At 69.0% G+C, this 15,178-nt stretch carries 15 protein-coding genes; 5 read left to right on the forward strand and 10 right to left on the reverse strand.

Going from position 1 to position 15,178, the window contains the following annotated elements; all coding sequences use genetic code 11:
- The first annotated feature begins 133 nt into the window (after positions 1 to 133).
- On the forward strand, positions 134 to 2,320 hold the full coding sequence (locus ACXC9Q_RS13630; RefSeq protein ID WP_457056858.1) for a bifunctional SulP family inorganic anion transporter/carbonic anhydrase: 2,187 nt from the start codon (positions 134 to 136) through the stop codon (positions 2,318 to 2,320).
- Here the strand turns inward: ACXC9Q_RS13630 and ACXC9Q_RS13635 are convergent.
- Entirely contained in the window at positions 2,272 to 3,036 is a 765-nt protein-coding gene (locus ACXC9Q_RS13635; protein ID WP_457056859.1) for a phosphatase PAP2 family protein, read from the reverse strand. The genes ACXC9Q_RS13630 and ACXC9Q_RS13635 overlap by 49 nt on opposite strands.
- 278 nt (positions 3,037 to 3,314) lie before the next feature.
- Here ACXC9Q_RS13635 and ACXC9Q_RS13640 point away from each other — a divergent pair, with 278 nt between their 5' ends.
- Positions 3,315 to 3,890 carry a hypothetical protein gene (locus tag ACXC9Q_RS13640; RefSeq protein WP_457056860.1) on the forward strand — a complete coding sequence of 192 codons (576 nt, stop codon included), beginning with the start codon at positions 3,315 to 3,317 and terminating at the stop codon, positions 3,888 to 3,890.
- Here ACXC9Q_RS13640 and ACXC9Q_RS13645 read toward each other — a convergent pair.
- The 4 genes from ACXC9Q_RS13645 to ACXC9Q_RS13660 all read right to left on the reverse strand — a co-directional run bounded on the left by ACXC9Q_RS13645 (position 3,860) and on the right by ACXC9Q_RS13660 (position 8,507).
- The gene (locus ACXC9Q_RS13645) at positions 3,860 to 4,480 is read right to left on the reverse strand and encodes a neutral zinc metallopeptidase (RefSeq protein ID WP_457056861.1); all 621 of its coding nucleotides are present in this window, start codon (positions 4,478 to 4,480) and stop codon (positions 3,860 to 3,862) included. The two genes, ACXC9Q_RS13640 and ACXC9Q_RS13645, sit on opposite strands and share 31 nt — an antisense overlap.
- Positions 4,481 to 4,734: 254 nt before the next feature.
- Positions 4,735 to 5,157: an aconitase X swivel domain-containing protein gene (locus ACXC9Q_RS13650; protein ID WP_457056862.1), complete on the reverse strand. Its 423-nt coding sequence runs from the start codon at positions 5,155 to 5,157 to the stop codon at positions 4,735 to 4,737.
- The gene (locus ACXC9Q_RS13655) at positions 5,154 to 6,380 is read right to left on the reverse strand and encodes an aconitase X (protein WP_457056863.1); all 1,227 of its coding nucleotides are present in this window, start codon (positions 6,378 to 6,380) and stop codon (positions 5,154 to 5,156) included. The genes ACXC9Q_RS13650 and ACXC9Q_RS13655 overlap by 4 nt, the downstream gene beginning before the upstream one ends.
- Before the next feature lie 9 nt (positions 6,381 to 6,389).
- Positions 6,390 to 8,507 (reverse strand): S41 family peptidase, encoded by a 2,118-nt coding sequence (locus ACXC9Q_RS13660; RefSeq protein ID WP_457056864.1) that lies wholly within the window; start codon positions 8,505 to 8,507, stop codon positions 6,390 to 6,392.
- Between the two features lie 112 nt (positions 8,508 to 8,619).
- Here ACXC9Q_RS13660 and ACXC9Q_RS13665 point away from each other — a divergent pair, with 112 nt between their 5' ends.
- Entirely contained in the window at positions 8,620 to 9,324 is a 705-nt protein-coding gene (locus tag ACXC9Q_RS13665) for a M50 family metallopeptidase (protein ID WP_457056865.1), read from the forward strand.
- On the opposite strand, the gene ACXC9Q_RS13670 is transcribed toward ACXC9Q_RS13665, so the two are convergent.
- The gene (locus tag ACXC9Q_RS13670; protein ID WP_457056866.1) at positions 9,321 to 10,085 is read right to left on the reverse strand and encodes a DUF5995 family protein; all 765 of its coding nucleotides are present in this window, start codon (positions 10,083 to 10,085) and stop codon (positions 9,321 to 9,323) included. The two genes, ACXC9Q_RS13665 and ACXC9Q_RS13670, sit on opposite strands and share 4 nt — an antisense overlap.
- 26 nt (positions 10,086 to 10,111) lie before the next feature.
- On the opposite strand from ACXC9Q_RS13670, the gene ACXC9Q_RS13675 reads away from it, so the two are divergent.
- Entirely contained in the window at positions 10,112 to 10,702 is a 591-nt protein-coding gene (locus tag ACXC9Q_RS13675; RefSeq protein ID WP_457056867.1) for a hypothetical protein, read from the forward strand.
- A gap of 51 nt (positions 10,703 to 10,753) precedes the next feature.
- Here the strand turns inward: ACXC9Q_RS13675 and ACXC9Q_RS13680 are convergent, their stop codons facing one another.
- On the reverse strand, positions 10,754 to 11,836 hold the full coding sequence (locus ACXC9Q_RS13680; protein WP_457056868.1) for an aldo/keto reductase: 1,083 nt from the start codon (positions 11,834 to 11,836) through the stop codon (positions 10,754 to 10,756).
- Between ACXC9Q_RS13680 and ACXC9Q_RS13685 the strand changes: the two genes are divergently transcribed.
- The gene (locus ACXC9Q_RS13685; protein ID WP_457056870.1) at positions 11,835 to 12,335 is read left to right on the forward strand and encodes a mycothiol transferase; all 501 of its coding nucleotides are present in this window, start codon (positions 11,835 to 11,837) and stop codon (positions 12,333 to 12,335) included. The two genes, ACXC9Q_RS13680 and ACXC9Q_RS13685, sit on opposite strands and share 2 nt — an antisense overlap.
- On the opposite strand, the gene ACXC9Q_RS13690 is transcribed toward ACXC9Q_RS13685, so the two are convergent.
- The 3 genes from ACXC9Q_RS13690 to ACXC9Q_RS13700 all read right to left on the reverse strand — a co-directional run bounded on the left by ACXC9Q_RS13690 (position 12,328) and on the right by ACXC9Q_RS13700 (position 15,163).
- The gene (locus ACXC9Q_RS13690; RefSeq protein WP_457056872.1) at positions 12,328 to 13,446 is read right to left on the reverse strand and encodes a hypothetical protein; all 1,119 of its coding nucleotides are present in this window, start codon (positions 13,444 to 13,446) and stop codon (positions 12,328 to 12,330) included. The two genes, ACXC9Q_RS13685 and ACXC9Q_RS13690, sit on opposite strands and share 8 nt — an antisense overlap.
- A complete protein-coding gene (locus tag ACXC9Q_RS13695; protein ID WP_457056874.1) occupies positions 13,446 to 14,315 on the reverse strand; it encodes an exodeoxyribonuclease III in 870 nt (289 codons plus the stop codon). The genes ACXC9Q_RS13690 and ACXC9Q_RS13695 overlap by 1 nt, the downstream gene beginning before the upstream one ends.
- A gap of 71 nt (positions 14,316 to 14,386) precedes the next feature.
- Positions 14,387 to 15,163 (reverse strand): uracil-DNA glycosylase family protein, encoded by a 777-nt coding sequence (locus ACXC9Q_RS13700; RefSeq protein WP_457056876.1) that lies wholly within the window; start codon positions 15,161 to 15,163, stop codon positions 14,387 to 14,389.
- Positions 15,164 to 15,178 lie beyond the last annotated feature (15 nt).

Raw genomic sequence — 15,178 nt, forward strand, 5'->3', positions numbered from 1 at the left:
CCTAGGCAACGAATTGGAATTGGCGCTACTCCGGCCTTGATCGGGTCAGTACGATGGGTGACCAGATCGACACTCTTTGTTTCGACGCCTGATGCCCGAGCAGTTGCCCAGAGCACCCGACGCCGGAGGACCCGTGCCGACCACGTCACCTTCCCCTACCGCCGCTGAACGCGTTTCCTGGCGGTCCGTTCTTCACCACGACCTCCCGGCCTCGCTGGTGGTCTTCCTGATCGCAGTACCGCTCTCGCTGGGGATCGCCGCCGCCTCCGGCGCCCCGCTGATCGCCGGCCTCGTTGCCGCAGTGGTCGGTGGGGTGGTCGCCGGTGTGCTCGGCGGATCCCCGTTACAGGTCAGCGGCCCGGCCGCGGGCCTGACCGTTGTCGTCGCCGGCCTGGTCGGTCAGTTCGGCTGGGCCGCGACCGCCGGCATCACCTGCGCCGCCGGCCTCGTGCAGATCCTGCTCGGCGTCACCCGGATCGGGCGGCTCGCCCTCTCCCTGTCTCCCGCCGTGGTGCACGGCATGCTCGCAGGCATCGGCGTGACGATCGCCGTCCAGCAGGTGCATGTCGTGCTCGGCGGCAAGGCACAGAGTTCCCTGATCGAGAATGTGGCGGCGCTGCCCGCGCAGCTGATCGCTCATCACGGTCACTCCGTCGTGGTCGGCGTACTGACCGTCGCCATCGTGCTGGCGTGGCCCAGACTGCCCAAGGTCAAGGTGATTCCGGCACCGCTGGTCGCCGTGGTCGCAGTGACCGCACTGGCCGCGGTCTTCATGGTCGACGTCGCCAGGGTCGATCTACCCGACCGGCCTCTGCAGGAACTGATCATGCCCGCGATCCCCGATGGCACGCCGTGGGAGATCGTGACCGCGGTGCTGACCGTTGCCCTGGTCGCCAGTGTCGAGTCGCTCCTGTCGGCCGTTGCCGTGGACAAGCTTCATCGCGGCAGCCGCAGCAACCTCGATCGCGAGTTGATCGGCCAGGGCGCCGCGAACGCGGTGTCCGGCGCGCTCGGCGGCATGCCGGTGACGGGCGTGATCGTGCGCAGCTCCACCAATGTCGCGGCCGGTGCGCGGACCCGCGCCGCCGCGATCCTGCACGGCCTCTGGATCGCCGCGTTCGTCCTCGCGGCCGGCTCGATGCTCGAGCTGATCCCGATGGCCGCGCTGGCCGGCGTCCTGCTCGTCACCGGGTTGCGCCTGGTTCAGCTCGCCCACATCCGCACGCTGCGCCGGCACGACGAGTTGCTCGTGTACGTCGTGACCGCGGCGGGCGTCGCCGTACTCGGACTGGCCGAAGGTGTCCTGATCGGACTGGCGCTCGCGATCGTGCGCGTGCTGTACCGACTCGCCCGCGCGACAGTGACCGCAACCGAGGACGACGGGCTGTGGACCGTGCGGATCCGCGGCACACTCGTGTTCCTCGGGGTCGCATCGCTGGTCCGGACACTGCGGTCGATCCCGGCCGGCGCCCGCGTCCGGGTCGACCTGGACGTCGACCATCTCGACCACGCGGCGTACGAGGCGATCGAGGACTGGCGGCGTGGGCACATTGCCCGCGGTGGTTCGGTCGAGCTCAACCGGGCGGCGTTCCGGGCGGCGATGCACTCCGATCCGGCGCGGCGGCTGATGCCCTGGCATCCCCAGGTCATCCCCGAGCCCGACCGGCGGGTCTCGATGCTGGACGGGATCCGTGAGTTCGAGGCCTCGGCCGAGCTGATCCGGCCGATGCTCGCGAAGCTGGCGGCGGACGGGCAGCGGCCGGCGCAGCTGTTCATCACCTGTGCGGATTCGCGGATCGTGCCGACGATGATCACGACCAGCGGTCCAGGCGATCAGTTCTGCGTGCGGAACATCGGCAATCTCGTTCCGCCGAAGGGCTCAAACAGTAGTTCCGTCGACGCCGCGATCGAGTACGCCGTCGACGTACTCGGCGTGAAGTCGATCGTGGTCTGCGGTCACTCGCACTGCGGCGCCGCGGCAGCCGCACTGGACGCGAACGTCCCGGCCGGTTCCGGCCTGCAGAACTGGCTACGCCACCTCGAGCCTTCGGTACGCCGTGCGGTCGGGCTGCCGGATATCGTCGACCCGGCGACCGGCGTGAAGTTGTCCCCGGCCGACAAGCTGTCCGTCGCGAATGTCGGCGTACAACTGGCCAACCTTCGCAGTTTCGCCTGTGTCCGCACGGCAGAGGACGAAGGGCGGCTCGAACTGATCGGGCTGTGGTTCGACATCGGTGCGGCCGCGGCCCGGCTGGTGCTCGACCGCGAGCCCTACCTGGTCCGCGCCGACGAGGAACTCGCCACCACTGGCAGACGCTGAACGAGCTGCGAGGCGTCGGCGGGGATGCGTATCCGCCGTGCGTCGAAAATCAGGAGCAGCGGGAGTGCCAGGGTGATCGCGACCAGGCCGTCGAGCCAGTAGTGGTTGGCGGTCACGACGACGACCGTGAACGTGAGCAGCGGGTGTGCCATCCACAACCAGCGCCATCGCGAGCGAGTGGCCCGGATCAGGAACACCGCGACCATGAACGCCCAGCCGACGTGCAGGCTCGGCATCGCGGCGAACTGGTTCGCGACTCCCGAGTCAGTGCTCGCTCCGTACACGGACTGGCCGAGCAGTACGCCGGTGTCCACCCAGCCCGGCATCATCCGCGGCGGCGCGAGCGGGAAGAACATGTGCCCGATCAAGGCCAGTCCGGTCAGCGACGCGAGCGCCCAACGCGCCTTCCCGTACTCGACCGGCCGCCGGATCATCAACCACAGCAGCACCACGGCCGTCAGCGGGAAGTGCACACTCGCGTAGAACACGTTCGCGACGTCGGCCAAACCGTGGACCCGCAACGCCTGGTGCTGCACGACCGCCTCGCTCGGCAGGCCGAGCCAGTTCTCCCAGCGGATCAGCTCATCGGCATGCTTGTACGCCGATCCGGTGTGCTCCGCGGACAGGAACCGGCCGAGGTTGTACACCCCGAACAGCACCGCCAGCAGTGCGATCTCCCGCACGATCCGCCAGATTCCGCCCGGCGGTCTGGTCACCTTTGGACGTGATGACGGTTGTCCCACCCGCTCCAGAGTCATCTGCGCCACGCCGACCCCCAGCTCAAACCGAACGCTCGTTCTCCGAACTTCCACCCTGCTCCGCCGGCCGCCCGAAAATCAAGAACGGTCATTCGTTTTCCCTTGTGACTCTTGGCACTCTTTCAAATTATCGCAACCTGCTGATAGTTGCGAAGAATATGAAGCAACTCACAAAACCTGTGGACGGTGGTGGCTCAGCGCCGGAAGAGTGCGGGTATGGAGACAGTGCTCATCCGGTGGACGTGGATGCGGGCGCTCCTGCACAACGGGTGGTGGCTGGTGACGAGCGCGCCTCGGACGCGGCCGGCCGGCTCACCCAGAAGCAACTCCTCGACCTCGGCCTACCCACTGACCCCGACCCGATCGTCTGGTTCACCGGTCTCGGCGTCGTCGGCCTGTTCGTCGGCGCGATCGCCCTGCGCGTGGTCGCGCGGCGCATCGACGGCGACCACGCCCGCACCGACTACGCCCTGGCGGCCGTCGCCGGTGTGGTCAGCATGCTCCTGCTCGCGTTCGCCCGCGATCCAGTCGTCGGCGCGATCGCCGTCGTACTGCTCGCCGGCATCGTCAACCCGCTCACCCGGGTGATCGGCACGATCTGGGTCAACGCCCGTACCACCGCCGGCGTCCGGGCCACCACCCATTCGTTTCTCGCCCAGCTCGAGTACCTCGGCGAGATCGTCTGCGGAGTGACGATCGCCGCGATCGCCCGGCTGACCACGCTGCCCCTCGCCCTCGCCGCGTGCGCGGTCCTGTTCGCGGCAACCGCCGTACTCATGCGTCAGCCGACCACGGTCGAGTCCGCTGTGTAGGTGTCGCAGGCTGACGGGCCGGCCGCCTCGAAGCCGTTGAAGTGCCACAGCGCCATATTCGCCACGCCCCCGTGGTCGTGGTCGGGATCAATGCTGTTCCGAATGGCCTTGTTCCGCAGGTCGAGCCATTCGCCGTCGACCGGGAAGGACGCCTGGTCGGCACCGAAGTAGGCGCCGCCGAAGCAGTCCGCCTGAAGCTCGACTCTCCGGCTCTCCTCCCGTTGCGCGTCGGCCCCGTTGGCCGTGATCCCCCATTCGTACTTCGCAAGGCGCATCCCGGCCAGCGCCTGGACGTGATGCCCGTACTCGTGCGCGATGGTCAGCGCCATCCAGGCCAGCGCCACCCCGGGGCGGCGCTTGTAGTCGTCCAGGTTCTTCTGTGCGCCCAGGTAGATAGTGTCCCCGCAGTAGAACGCCCAGACGTCGTCGCCGTCACATGGCGAGGTCGGCGTCATGCCCGGTACGACGGCCAGCTTCGGTGGGGTGAAGGTGAACCCGGCCTTCCGGACCACCGGTGCCCACGCCTTGTTCAGGCAGGCGACGAACTCGGCGTAGTAGGTCTGGACGTTCCGCAGCGAGGTCGGCGGCATCGCCGGCTCCACACATCGCGGCGCCGTGAGCTTCCCGGCGCGGTAGATCGGATTCCGCGTGAGCGCCGCCGGCTGAGGTGGCCTGGAGACCGGCGCGGTCGGCGCCGTCGTCGGGACCTTCGTCGGTATGAGCGATCGCACCTTAGCCGTCGCGGATGCGGATGACTTCCTCGCGGGCAAGGAACCATCGGTCGGTGTGCAAGCGGAGAGCAGGACGACAGCGGCAGCGCAGAGGGCAGCCGCACCCCTTGTGTTCACCGACCGACTGTAGACCAGGTGATCGTGGCCTGGTCAGGACGGGCCACGATCTGGACTAGTCCGTCGGATGGGAGCGCGTCGTACTGGTCGGCGACGACGACTGGGGTTGCGAGGGCGTACAGCTCGTGGGCGATCAGGGCGCCGAGGGGGATGATCGGGTCGGCGCGGGCGAGGATGATCGCGGCGGGAGCGGTCCGGGTGCGGATCTGCTCGGCGAGAACGCTGGAGGCCGAGCTGGAGCCGCGGCCGGATTCCATCACCAGGACGCGTCCGGCGAGGATCGCACCGCATTGCGGATGGTGGGCGTCGATGATGCGACCGGCTTCGTCGGTGCCGCCCCAGAAGGACAATGGCGCGGTGAGGCGGATGACTTCGCCGGAAGCCGTGCCGGGGTGCAGTGTGCGGGCGGTGAGGATCATGAGTCCAGCACGACTCGGCCGGCGCGGGCGGAGGCGACGCATTCCTCCAGCGATCCGAGGACCGCGGAGACGTTGATGTTGCCGGGAGCGTAGTGCGCCCACTTGCCCGAGTTCGTCATCACGTTCTTCCAGCCGGGCGAGAGGATCGACGTCACATAGGTGCAGGTGTCGACGACCACGGTCACGCCCGCGCCTTCCAGCACCTGCAGTACGCCGGTCTCCGCCGCCCGCGCCCGCGTCGCCCGACCGGTCGACAGGTAGAAGGGCACCTTCAGCGCGGGTCCGTTCCCGACGAGGGCGGCCAGTCGAGCACATTCGGCGTACGACGCGTGCGGCGTACCGACGCTGACCGCATCGAGCTTGCCTTCGCGGAACGTCGACAAGCCCCGCCGGACCTCCCGCAGCGTGGCGAGGTGGACCTTATGCACCGGCAGCCCATCGAGCGAGGTGGGCGCCTCCGGCGTCACGCCGACCGCGTGGAACAACGCGACTCCCCCCGCCGACGCGGCCGCCGCGCCGAAGGCCTTCAGCTCGTCCTCACCGACATCCGCCGGAATCCCTACCAGCACAGGGATCTCGGCACCGACCACCGATCCGACATAATGCCCCAGCAGTGGATAGGCCAGGTCGGACTCCAGGAATCGACCCAGCGGACGGCAGTCGAACACCACGGTCCCCCGCCGCGCCCCGGTCGTCTGGAGTCCGGCGTACGGCGCGCGCCCGGCGATGGCGGCGCAGATGTCGAGGAAGTCGCCGTACCGATCGGTCCGCGCGCCGAGGACGGAGTTCGCGAACACGATCGCGTTCGACTCCGCCCACGCGATGTGCTCGCCGAGACCCGGCCGGTTCGGCAGCTGGTACGGCGCACACGTGAAGGTCGGCGTACACCCGAGAGCGACGTACGCCGACATCAGCTCACGACCCGCGGTCGCGAGGTCCCGGTCACGGACCAGCCCGGGATGGAGGAGATCCATCGAGCCGACGTTCAGCGTGGTCGGGACGCGGACCTTCGCACCGAGGTCGGCCAGCCGGTGCGCGAAGTCGAGACTGACCTGGCCGTGGTACAGGCACGAGTCGACGTGCGCGGACGTGATCTCGACCAGCCGCGGCGCGTCGGAGATCCGCGCCTGCCCCACGATCACGCGCATCGCGAGCGCGACGCCGTCTCCGCCCTGACCGCCGAGCATCTCTTCTTCCTCGGCGGTCAGGTGGAGACTCTGCATGCGTCGAAGCTAGACCTTCTGCCGGCGCGAGGCGACCAGCGCCCCCGATTCGTAGCCGTCGGCGCGTAGGCCTTGGCCGGGGGTGACCTCGAGGATGTCGATGCTGAGCGGCATCCCGGTCAGGTCCTCGGAGCTGATCGGGCGGTCGTCCAGGTAGATGTCGACCCGGTCGATGCCCTGGACATCGATCGCGACGGTGAGCGTCGTACCGGTGAAGGTCGTCTTCAGGTCGAGCCGGCGGACCGGCCTCGCCGCGAGCAGCGAACCGGCCTTGTTCAGCAGGTCGACGTTGCCTTCGAGCAGATCGGCCTGGGTCATCTTGTGGGTCTCGGTCGGCTTGACGCCGAGATCCTCGACCGGTGTGCCGGACAGCGCGCCGACGCGCAGAGTCCGCCGGATCGCGACCCGCATGTTCGCCCCGTTCGGCAGCGCCACGTACGGCGAGGTCTCGTCCGGTGGCGGTGGTTCGTTCAGCAGCGAGGCGAGCAGACCGTGGGTCCACACGTTCGCGCCGCCCGCGCCGGTGTTGTCGTCGACGCCGAGGATCGTGCCGATGGCGTGGTCGGCGAACCCGGCGGCGAAGATGTCGGTCGCCGAGTACACCCGGGCATCGGTGATCAGCACCACGGGGCCGAAGTACGTCTGACCGAGGTCGTTGGCGCCGTCCTCGGGCGTGATCGGCTTCGACGCCGAGTACGCCGCGCCGGTCTCGGTGGCCAGGTCGAGCGAGTCGAACCACGGACCGAGGTCGATGCCGGCCGGGTTGTCCTTGTGCCGGCGGCAGATCCGGAGGTTGAGCGGCGTACTGATGAACTGCACCGGCTCCGGGTCGATGTGCCGCGGCGTCATCGTCTGCAGGGTGAACTCGCTGGCGTAGATGTGCCCGCCGCCGTTGTCGCGGACGTCGACGATCAGGCCGTTCTGCGGCAGCATCGCGGCCAGCCGGACGAACTCGTCCCGGAACGCGACCGGGTCCTGCACGCTGAACGTGAAGATCCGCAGGTGCCCGAAGGTCCCGGACGGTGTGACCACCTCGCGGGCCCTGAAGACACCGGGCATCGTCGTCGGCACGTCGGCGCCGCTGACCGCGGCCGGCGTGCGCAGCTCGGCCGAGCTCTGGCCGCGTTCGAGGTCGACGACGTCGCGGACGTACAGCGTCTTCTTCGCGCGGGCCTTCTCGTCGGAGTCGAGGTCGAGGCCCATCGAGGCGGAGGTCGCGTTGACCGCGTCCAGATCCGTCATCGGCGGGAGGTTCGTGGTGACCTTCCACTGCTCGCGCAGCTCTTGGGTTGAACCGTCGAGACCGGTGTAGGTCAGTGTCACCCAGTCCTCGTCCGGCGGTGCCTGGATCACCAGGGGTCGCAGGGTGAGCGACTCCAGACCGCGCGCCAGGTTGGCGGCGTCGTTACTGCCGGCGAACACGGCACCGTTCAACGCGACGGCACGAGCGATCGGCGTACCGTTCCAGTGCGTCACCTCGGCCCCCTTGCCGAACTGCGGCGCCTGATAGCCGGTGATGGTCTGGGTGATCAGGTAGTGCTCGGCGCCGGCCGCGTCGTAGCACTTCTCGATCATGAACGGCAGGAAGGCGATCTTCCCGGCGAACGGGACCGGCAGCAGGTAGTTCGTGTGCAGGTCGCGGACCGAGTGGAAGATACTCGACATCGCGCGATGGAAGATCCATTCCGGTTCCATCGTGTCGCTGGTCTGCCGCTCCATGTGGGCTCGCATCACGCGCAGGCGCTGCAACGGGTTGACCGCGTGCATCGCGACCTTCAGCGGAAGATGCGCGTAGTTCTCGCCGAGCAGCAGGAGCGCCTGGTCGACCAGGAGCTTGCGCTGGTCGAGCGTCAGGGTGCCGGCCGATGCGAGGAAGTCCGGCAGGGGTACGACGGCTGCCTGCGCGGCGGCCGCCTTCGTGGTCGTGGTGGTCCGCCGGGTTGCCGTCGTACTCGCGATCGACTTGCGGGCGGCGCGTTTCGTCGCCGTGGCCGTCTTCGCCGGCTCCTGCCGGGCGGTGGTCCGCGACGCCGCGGTCTTCCGCGCCGCGGCCGTCTTCTTCGCAGCGGCGGTCTTTTTCGCCGCGGTCTTCTTCCCCGTGCCTTTCGTGCTGCGTGGCTGAGACATCGCTCCCCCAATACGGCGGCCCCTCCCCGGGCCGCGATGCCTCCACCGTCGTCCGCGCATGTGGTGATGTCAACGGCCAGCGGTTGACCACCTGGCTTGCAAGGATGGGCGGGTGAGTGAGTTCTGGGACAGCATCACGTCGGCGCAGCCGGACCCGTCGCTGAAGGTGGTGATCGGCACGGGTGCGGTCGCGCTCGTGCTGATCGCATGGCGGCCGTTCTGGCGGTTGACCCGGCAGGTCGTGACGATCGCGCACGAAGGTGCGCACGGCCTGATCGCCGCCTTGGTCGGACGGAAGCTGGCCGGCATCCGGCTGCATTCGGACACGTCCGGCGTCACCGTGTCCCGTGGCCGTCCGACCGGTCCGGGGATGATCGCCGTACTGCTGGCCGGCTATCCCGGGCCCGCGCTCTTCGGCCTCGCCGCCGCGTTCGTCCTGAGTCGTGGGTACGCCGTTGCGCTGCTCTGGGGACTGCTGGTCGCGCTGGTGATCCTGCTGCTCCAGATCCGCAACCTCTACGGGCTCTGGTCGGTCGTGGTCTTCGGTGCTGTCGTCTTCGGCGTGTCGTGGTGGGGATCGCCGTCGGTGCAGTCCGCGTTCGCTCAGCTGCTCACATGGTTTCTCCTGCTGGCCGCGCCACGGGCCGTGCTGGAGTTGCAGCATTCACGCCGAGGCGGGCAGGGGCGGAGTTCGGATGCGGATCAGCTGCGGCGACTGACCGGCGTACCGGCGTTGCTGTGGGTCGGGATGTTCGGCCTGGTGACCCTGGCGTGTCTGGCGCTCGGGGTCGTGTGGTCCGGGGTACTGCCGGGCTAGCCCGGTGGCGGCAGGGTCACTCCGAAGCCGGTGATCGCCAGGCGGAGCAGGACCTGCCCTGGTCTGAGCAGGTCGGCGATCTTCGCCGCGCTCAGCAACTCCAGCTCCGCCAGACGTTGTGCATAGCCACCTTGCACGCGGGCCTGCTGCAGTTCGATGGTGTTGTGCCAGACCTTCTGCCGGGACTCGCGCAGGAAACGCTGTGACGACAGGCGATTGAGCGGTGTCAACGCCGCGTCGAGCAGACTCTTCGCACCCGATGCCGCCAGCTCGTCGTCCTCGGCGCCCACGCGTTCCGCGAGTACGCCGTCGATCCGCTCGTGATCCCGGCGCCGGCGGTCCATCAGGAACGGGTTGCCGAAGTCGTCGTCACTGATCACGGCGAGCAGAGCCTGCGGCAGGTCGTAGTTGACGTGCGCGTTGATCCCGAGCAGCACGTGCCGCAGGGCAGGCAGGTCGGGCGGGGCGTCGAACGCAAGCCGCCACGGCCTCGCCACGGGGCTACGCCGCTCGTCTCCCGCGACCTTCCCCGCGAGATCCGCGTCGTGGGCCTGCAGGTAGAGCTCGGCGAATTTCACGTCCCAGTCCTCGACCCACGCCGGGTCCTCGAACCGGGCCCGATCGATCGCGTCACCGACCGCCTGCGTCGTGCGCAGATAGGTGCCGAGGAAGATCCGCCGGTGCGCGAGGTGCTCCGGCAGGTCGTCCAGCCGCTGCCGCATTCGCGCGACGACAGCGGCCACCGGTTTACCATCGTTCATCGGATCTCCCAAGGGGGGAGGGATCAATGCGGGGCAGAACAGATCCACTGTCCTTCGACCCGGTGGTCGTCGGCAACCGTGAGACGGACGCCTGGGCGGCCTACTACCGGCACGAGTGGCGGCGGTTCATGGTCGCGTCGGTCGGGATGGTCGCGGCCGGCTTCGGGATGTCACCGGGCCGCACACTCGCCGGAGCCTGGTATGTACTGCGCGCCAACCAGATGTGGTCGCCGTTCCCGGACAACCAGCCGGACGCGGCCCGCGCGTACATGCGCCGCTTCTACGAGCTGGTCGCACGCGCCAACGGTCTCCACTTCGACCCGGCGCGAGCCGCGCGCCTGGAGGTCGAGTGGTGGCGCGTCCACCGGGCCAACCAGCACGACGAGTCGGTCACCGAAGAGCAACTCGAGGACGCGTTGATCGATCTCTACGCCTATGTGTACGGCGCCGCCGACCGCGAGACGCTCCGCCCGGCCGCGAGCAAACGGGTCGAGGCGATGAACCTGTCCGACCGATGGGTCCAGGCAGGCCGTCATCGCGACGACCCGTTGCTCGCGGCCGAGCGGCGTGCGCTGGTTGCGTCGTACGCCGCTCTCCGCGCTGCTGTCGAGCGCTAGTGCTTCACGGGCCGGCCGGCTACACACCGGCCGGCCCGGAGCCATTCCAGGTCAGCCGCGGCCGCCGATGATCGGCCGGCCCCGCTGGGTCACGCCGGGGGCGCCGTACGGGTAGTCGGCCGCGCCGGGGTCGCTGGCCTGGTCGAGCTTCGCCGTCTCGTCCGCCGTGAGGTGGAGGTCCGCGGCGGCGAGGTTGTCGTCGAGCTGTTCCAGGGTGCGGGCGCCGAGGATCACCGAGGTCATCGCGGGACGGTCGACCAGCCAGGCGAGAGCGATCTGCGCCATCGAGTTGCCGCGTGCCGCCGCGATCTCCCGGACCGCTTCGACGACATCACGCACCCGCTGGTTGCGGCTCCGGCGATGCCAGGACTCGACCCCGCGGTCCGGATTCTCCCCGAGCCGGGTCGCGCCGGTCGGCTCCTCGTCGAAGGAGTACTTCCCGGTCAGCCAGCCACCGCCCAGCGGCGACCACGGCAGCAGGCCGAGACCGTTCTCCTGCGCGGCCGGCACGATCTCCCACTCGATCTCCCGCACCAGCAGGTTGTACTGCGGTTGGAGGGTGACGAGCCGTGACCAGCCGCGATGCTCGATCAGATCGCACGCCTTCTGCAGTTGCCACCCGGTGAAGTTCGACAGGCCGCCGTACGAGATCTTCCCTCCGCGTACGGCGTCCTCGAGGAAGCCGAGCGTCTCCTCGAGCGGCGTGACCGGATCCCACGCGTGCAACTGGTACAGGTCGATGTGATCGACGCCGAGACGCTGCAGCGACGCGTCCAGGGCGCGGCGGAGGTGCCGTCGGGACGTCCCGACGTCGTTCGGTCCGCCGCCGGTCGGGAACCGGCCCTTGGTGGCGAGGACGACGTCGTCGCGGGCGGAGCTCTTCGCGAGCCAGCGGCCGACGATCTCCTCGGACCCGCCACCCGAGTACACGTCCGCGGTGTCGATGAAGTTGCCGCCGGCCTCGACGTACCGGTCCAGCTGCACGTGTGAGCCGGCCTCGTCGGTCTCGCTGCCGAATGTCATGGTGCCGAGCGCGTAGGTGGAGACGACGGCGCCGCTCGTGCCCAGGGTGCGATATTCCACGATGATCCCTTCCTCGGAACTGTCCCACCCGCAGACTACGGTGGCGGTCATGAAGACGAGTGAACTGCTGATCGACGCACACAGCCGGGTCCAGGAGGTGCTGCACGACGTCGTGGAGGGTCTCGACGACAAGACGCTCGCGACCCGGCCCGGTGACACGGCCAACTCGATCGCGTGGCTGGTCTGGCACCTGACCCGGGTGCAGGACGACCATCTGGCCGACGCCGGCGGCTACGAGCAGGTGCACACCGCGGACGGCTGGCACGAGCGGCTCGGCCTCCCGCTGTCCGCCGGCGACACCGGGTACGCGCACAGCTCGGAGCAGGTCGCGCTGGTCCAGCTCTCGGCCGAGCAGCTGCTCGGGTACTACGACGCCGTGCACGCGCGCACGGTCGAGTTCCTGAAGACGGTCACCGACGACGGTCTGGACCGGATCGTCGACCGCCGGTGGACCCCGCCGGTCACACTCGGCGTGCGACTGGTCAGCGTGATCGACGACTGCGCCCAGCACGCCGGCCAGGCGGCATACGTGAAGGGCCTGATCAGCTGAGGGTGGTCTGCCAGAGCGAGGTGCCGGCGATCAGGTAGAGCTTGTGATCCGGCATCTGCACGGCGTCGGTCACCTGACCTTCCGGACCTTGTGACTCCCGGACGGTCCAGTGCCCGTCCTGGCCGGTGAGCACCTTCACCTTGTTGTCCTGAGCAACGATCTGGACGATCTTGCCGCCGTCGACGACCGGCGGCGGCAGTTTGTCCTTGTCCCCCACCGGGATCGACGGGACACCCGGGAGCCGCTTCGCCGTACCGGAGGCGTCGAGCTGCCAGATCGCGAGCTGACCGTCGACGTACCCGGAGATCACACAGTCCTTGCTGCAGGTCGCGGTGTTCGCCTGGCTGCGGTTGCCGGGCTCCGGCAGCGCGATCCGGGACCAGCCCTGGTTGAGCTTGGTGGATCGCCAGACGGCCGCTTCCTGGGCGACCACGTTCGGCGCGAGGCGGACCTGGGACCCGACCAGGACGATGCTCTCGCCGAGCGTCGTACCGAAGCCGGGACCGACCAGGAGGGATGGCGTGCTCTGGAGCGCGGTCTTCGTCGGGTCCTGCCGGGTCCATTTGGCGTCGCCCTCCGGCAGCCACACCATGGCGTCGTTGCCGGTCTCCACACCGCCCCACGAGCCGAGCAACGCGCGGCCGCTCGGGGTGATGACCGCGCTGTAGAGGTCGCCTGCGGTCTCTCCGCCGAAGGTCCAGAATTCCTGTGGACGCTCGATGAGTCCGGTCTGCGGCGTGCCGGTCCACACCGTCCAGCGGGTGTTGGAGTGGGCTCCGCCGGCTGCTCCACCGAGCGCGAGCAGCTGCTTGCCGTCGTACGCGATCGAGTACCAGATCGCTTCGGTGGCGTACGGGCTCGCGGGGTTGGGCTTCGCGACGATCGGCTTGCGCTGACCGGTGTGGTCCAGGAGCTGGAGCTCCGGGACGACCTTGGCACCGCGATGGCGCAGGCCGATGAGCAGCTGGTCGTCGTAGGCGGTGAGCGTGACGGGTTCCGCCGCACCGACGTCGACCTTCGACCAGGCGACCGCCGGCGGGGCGGCAGGCTTCTCGTGACTACAGGCGGCGATGGTCGCGAGCAGCAGCGCGACTGCGAACAGGCGTCGCATCAGCGGCTCTGCGGGAGTTTGGTGGTGTTCTTCCGGCCGGTCCGCGGCGCAGACGGCGGTGGCACGACCGGGCCGATGTCGCCGTCGGGCGCGGTGTCGAGGTCGATGATCACCGGCGCGTGGTCACTCGGCCCGGTCCCCTTGCGAGCCTTGCGATCGATCCACGCCGCCTTCACCCGCGCGGCGACCGGGTCGGTCGCGAGCATCAGGTCGATGCGCATCCCGAGGTCCTGGTGGAACATACCGGCCCGGTAGTCCCAGTAGCTGAACACCCGCTGATCCGGCCAGCGGTCACGGACGACGTCGTGCAGATCCTTCGCGGCCATCAGGTCGGCCAGCGCTTGCCGCTCGGGCGGGGTCACGTGCGTCTGGCCGACGTACGCCGCGGGGTCGAAGACGTCGGCGTCGGCCGGGGCGATGTTCATGTCGCCGCACACGATCTGGTCGGCCGGGCCGGAGGCGACGACGTCTCTGAGGGCTTTGAGCCAGGCCAGCTTGTAGTGGTAGTGATCGGAGTCCGGGACGCGGCCGTTGGGCACGTAGAGCGAGTGGATCCGGATGCCACCGCACGTCGCCGCGACCGCCCGGGCCTCGGGATTCGGGAACCCGGGCGCTCCGGCGACGCCGGTGACCACGTCCTCCAATCCGGCCTTCGACAGCAGGGCGACGCCGTTCCACTGCGGTTCGCCGTACAGGGCCGTCTCGTAGCCGCGGCCGGCCAGCTCATCGCCGAGCAAGGCGGTGAACGCGTCGTCCGCCAGCTTCGTCTCCTGCAGGCACACCACGTCGGGCTGCCGCTCGTCCAGCCAGCCCAGCAATCGGGGCAGCCGCTGCTTCACCGAGTTCACATTCCAGGTCGCCACTCGCACTGGACCAAGGTAGACCCGACTACGGACCATTTTCATGGTTCCGTCGTCTGACGAGGGATAGCCGAGCGTGGTCAGCCGAGCTTTGGTGCCCGCCAGACCAAGGTGTTGAGGAGATCGGTGTCCGGCCGCTCGACGCTGTTGTTGTGCTTCGGCTTGTCCTTGCGGCCCCACGCGTCGTCGCCCAGCCACGGCGGTACGCCGAACGGCAGGTCGCGGGCCGGGACCGGTGCGTAGTCCGACTCGAGGAACTTCGGGCCATAGTTCGGTACGGCGAGATCACCGTCCGGGTCAGGGGTCACGATGGCCCGCAGGTCGGTGATGGCCTGCCGCCAACTGTCGACCAGCTTCTGGGGATCGCGACTCGTCGGATGCGGCACCTCGAACACCGGCACGTCCGGCTTGGTGTCCCACAGTCGCAGTGCGGACCGCGCCTGCGCGCCGAACGCGACGATCGCCTGCAACTGCTCGCCGGTGATCAGCTGCAGCAAAGTGTTCCGCCAACTCAGGTGATCCGGCCGGGAGAGCAGCGGCGCTGCTTGCTGAGCAAGCGACGGCCGCAGCGCATACGCGTAGGCGTTGACGAGCGAGTAGCTGCGGGTCAGGCCGAGCTTCGTCAGGAACCCCTGCACACGTTGGCCCGCGTCGCCGACCAGCGTGCGCCCGGCGATGCGCTCGGTCGGCCCGGGATCGGAGGCGACCGCGAGCAGCCGAGCGGTGCGGTTCAGCCGGCCGCGGTAGAACACCGGGCCCCAGTCGTACCAGAACAATTCCTGGAAGTCCGCATAACTCGGCACTTTCGCGAAGTGCCGCGCCACCACGGCCGGCGGGCCGGGATCGAAGTCAGCCATCGCAAATACCTCCCC

It is taken from the genome of Kribbella sp. CWNU-51 (assembly GCF_054073265.1).

Bases quoted from the DNA above. Each gene is read 5' to 3' on its own strand.
- ACXC9Q_RS13655 (WP_457056863.1), bottom strand. From the start codon at position 6,380: ATGCAGAGTCTCCACCTGACCGCCGAGGAAGAAGAGATGCTCGGCGGT.
- ACXC9Q_RS13650 (WP_457056862.1), bottom strand. From the start codon at position 5,157: ATGATCCTCACCGCCCGCACACTGCACCCCGGCACGGCTTCCGGCGAA.
- ACXC9Q_RS13675 (WP_457056867.1), top strand. From the start codon at position 10,112: ATGCGGGGCAGAACAGATCCACTGTCCTTCGACCCGGTGGTCGTCGGC.
- ACXC9Q_RS13700 (WP_457056876.1), bottom strand. From the start codon at position 15,163: ATGGCTGACTTCGATCCCGGCCCGCCGGCCGTGGTGGCGCGGCACTTC.
- ACXC9Q_RS13685 (WP_457056870.1), top strand. From the start codon at position 11,835: ATGAAGACGAGTGAACTGCTGATCGACGCACACAGCCGGGTCCAGGAG.
- ACXC9Q_RS13660 (WP_457056864.1), bottom strand. From the start codon at position 8,507: ATGTCTCAGCCACGCAGCACGAAAGGCACGGGGAAGAAGACCGCGGCG.
- ACXC9Q_RS13690 (WP_457056872.1), bottom strand. From the start codon at position 13,446: ATGCGACGCCTGTTCGCAGTCGCGCTGCTGCTCGCGACCATCGCCGCC.
- ACXC9Q_RS13670 (WP_457056866.1), bottom strand. From the start codon at position 10,085: ATGAACGATGGTAAACCGGTGGCCGCTGTCGTCGCGCGAATGCGGCAG.
- ACXC9Q_RS13645 (WP_457056861.1), bottom strand. From the start codon at position 4,480: ATGCCGCCGACCTCGCTGCGGAACGTCCAGACCTACTACGCCGAGTTC.
- ACXC9Q_RS13680 (WP_457056868.1), bottom strand. From the start codon at position 11,836: ATGACCGCCACCGTAGTCTGCGGGTGGGACAGTTCCGAGGAAGGGATC.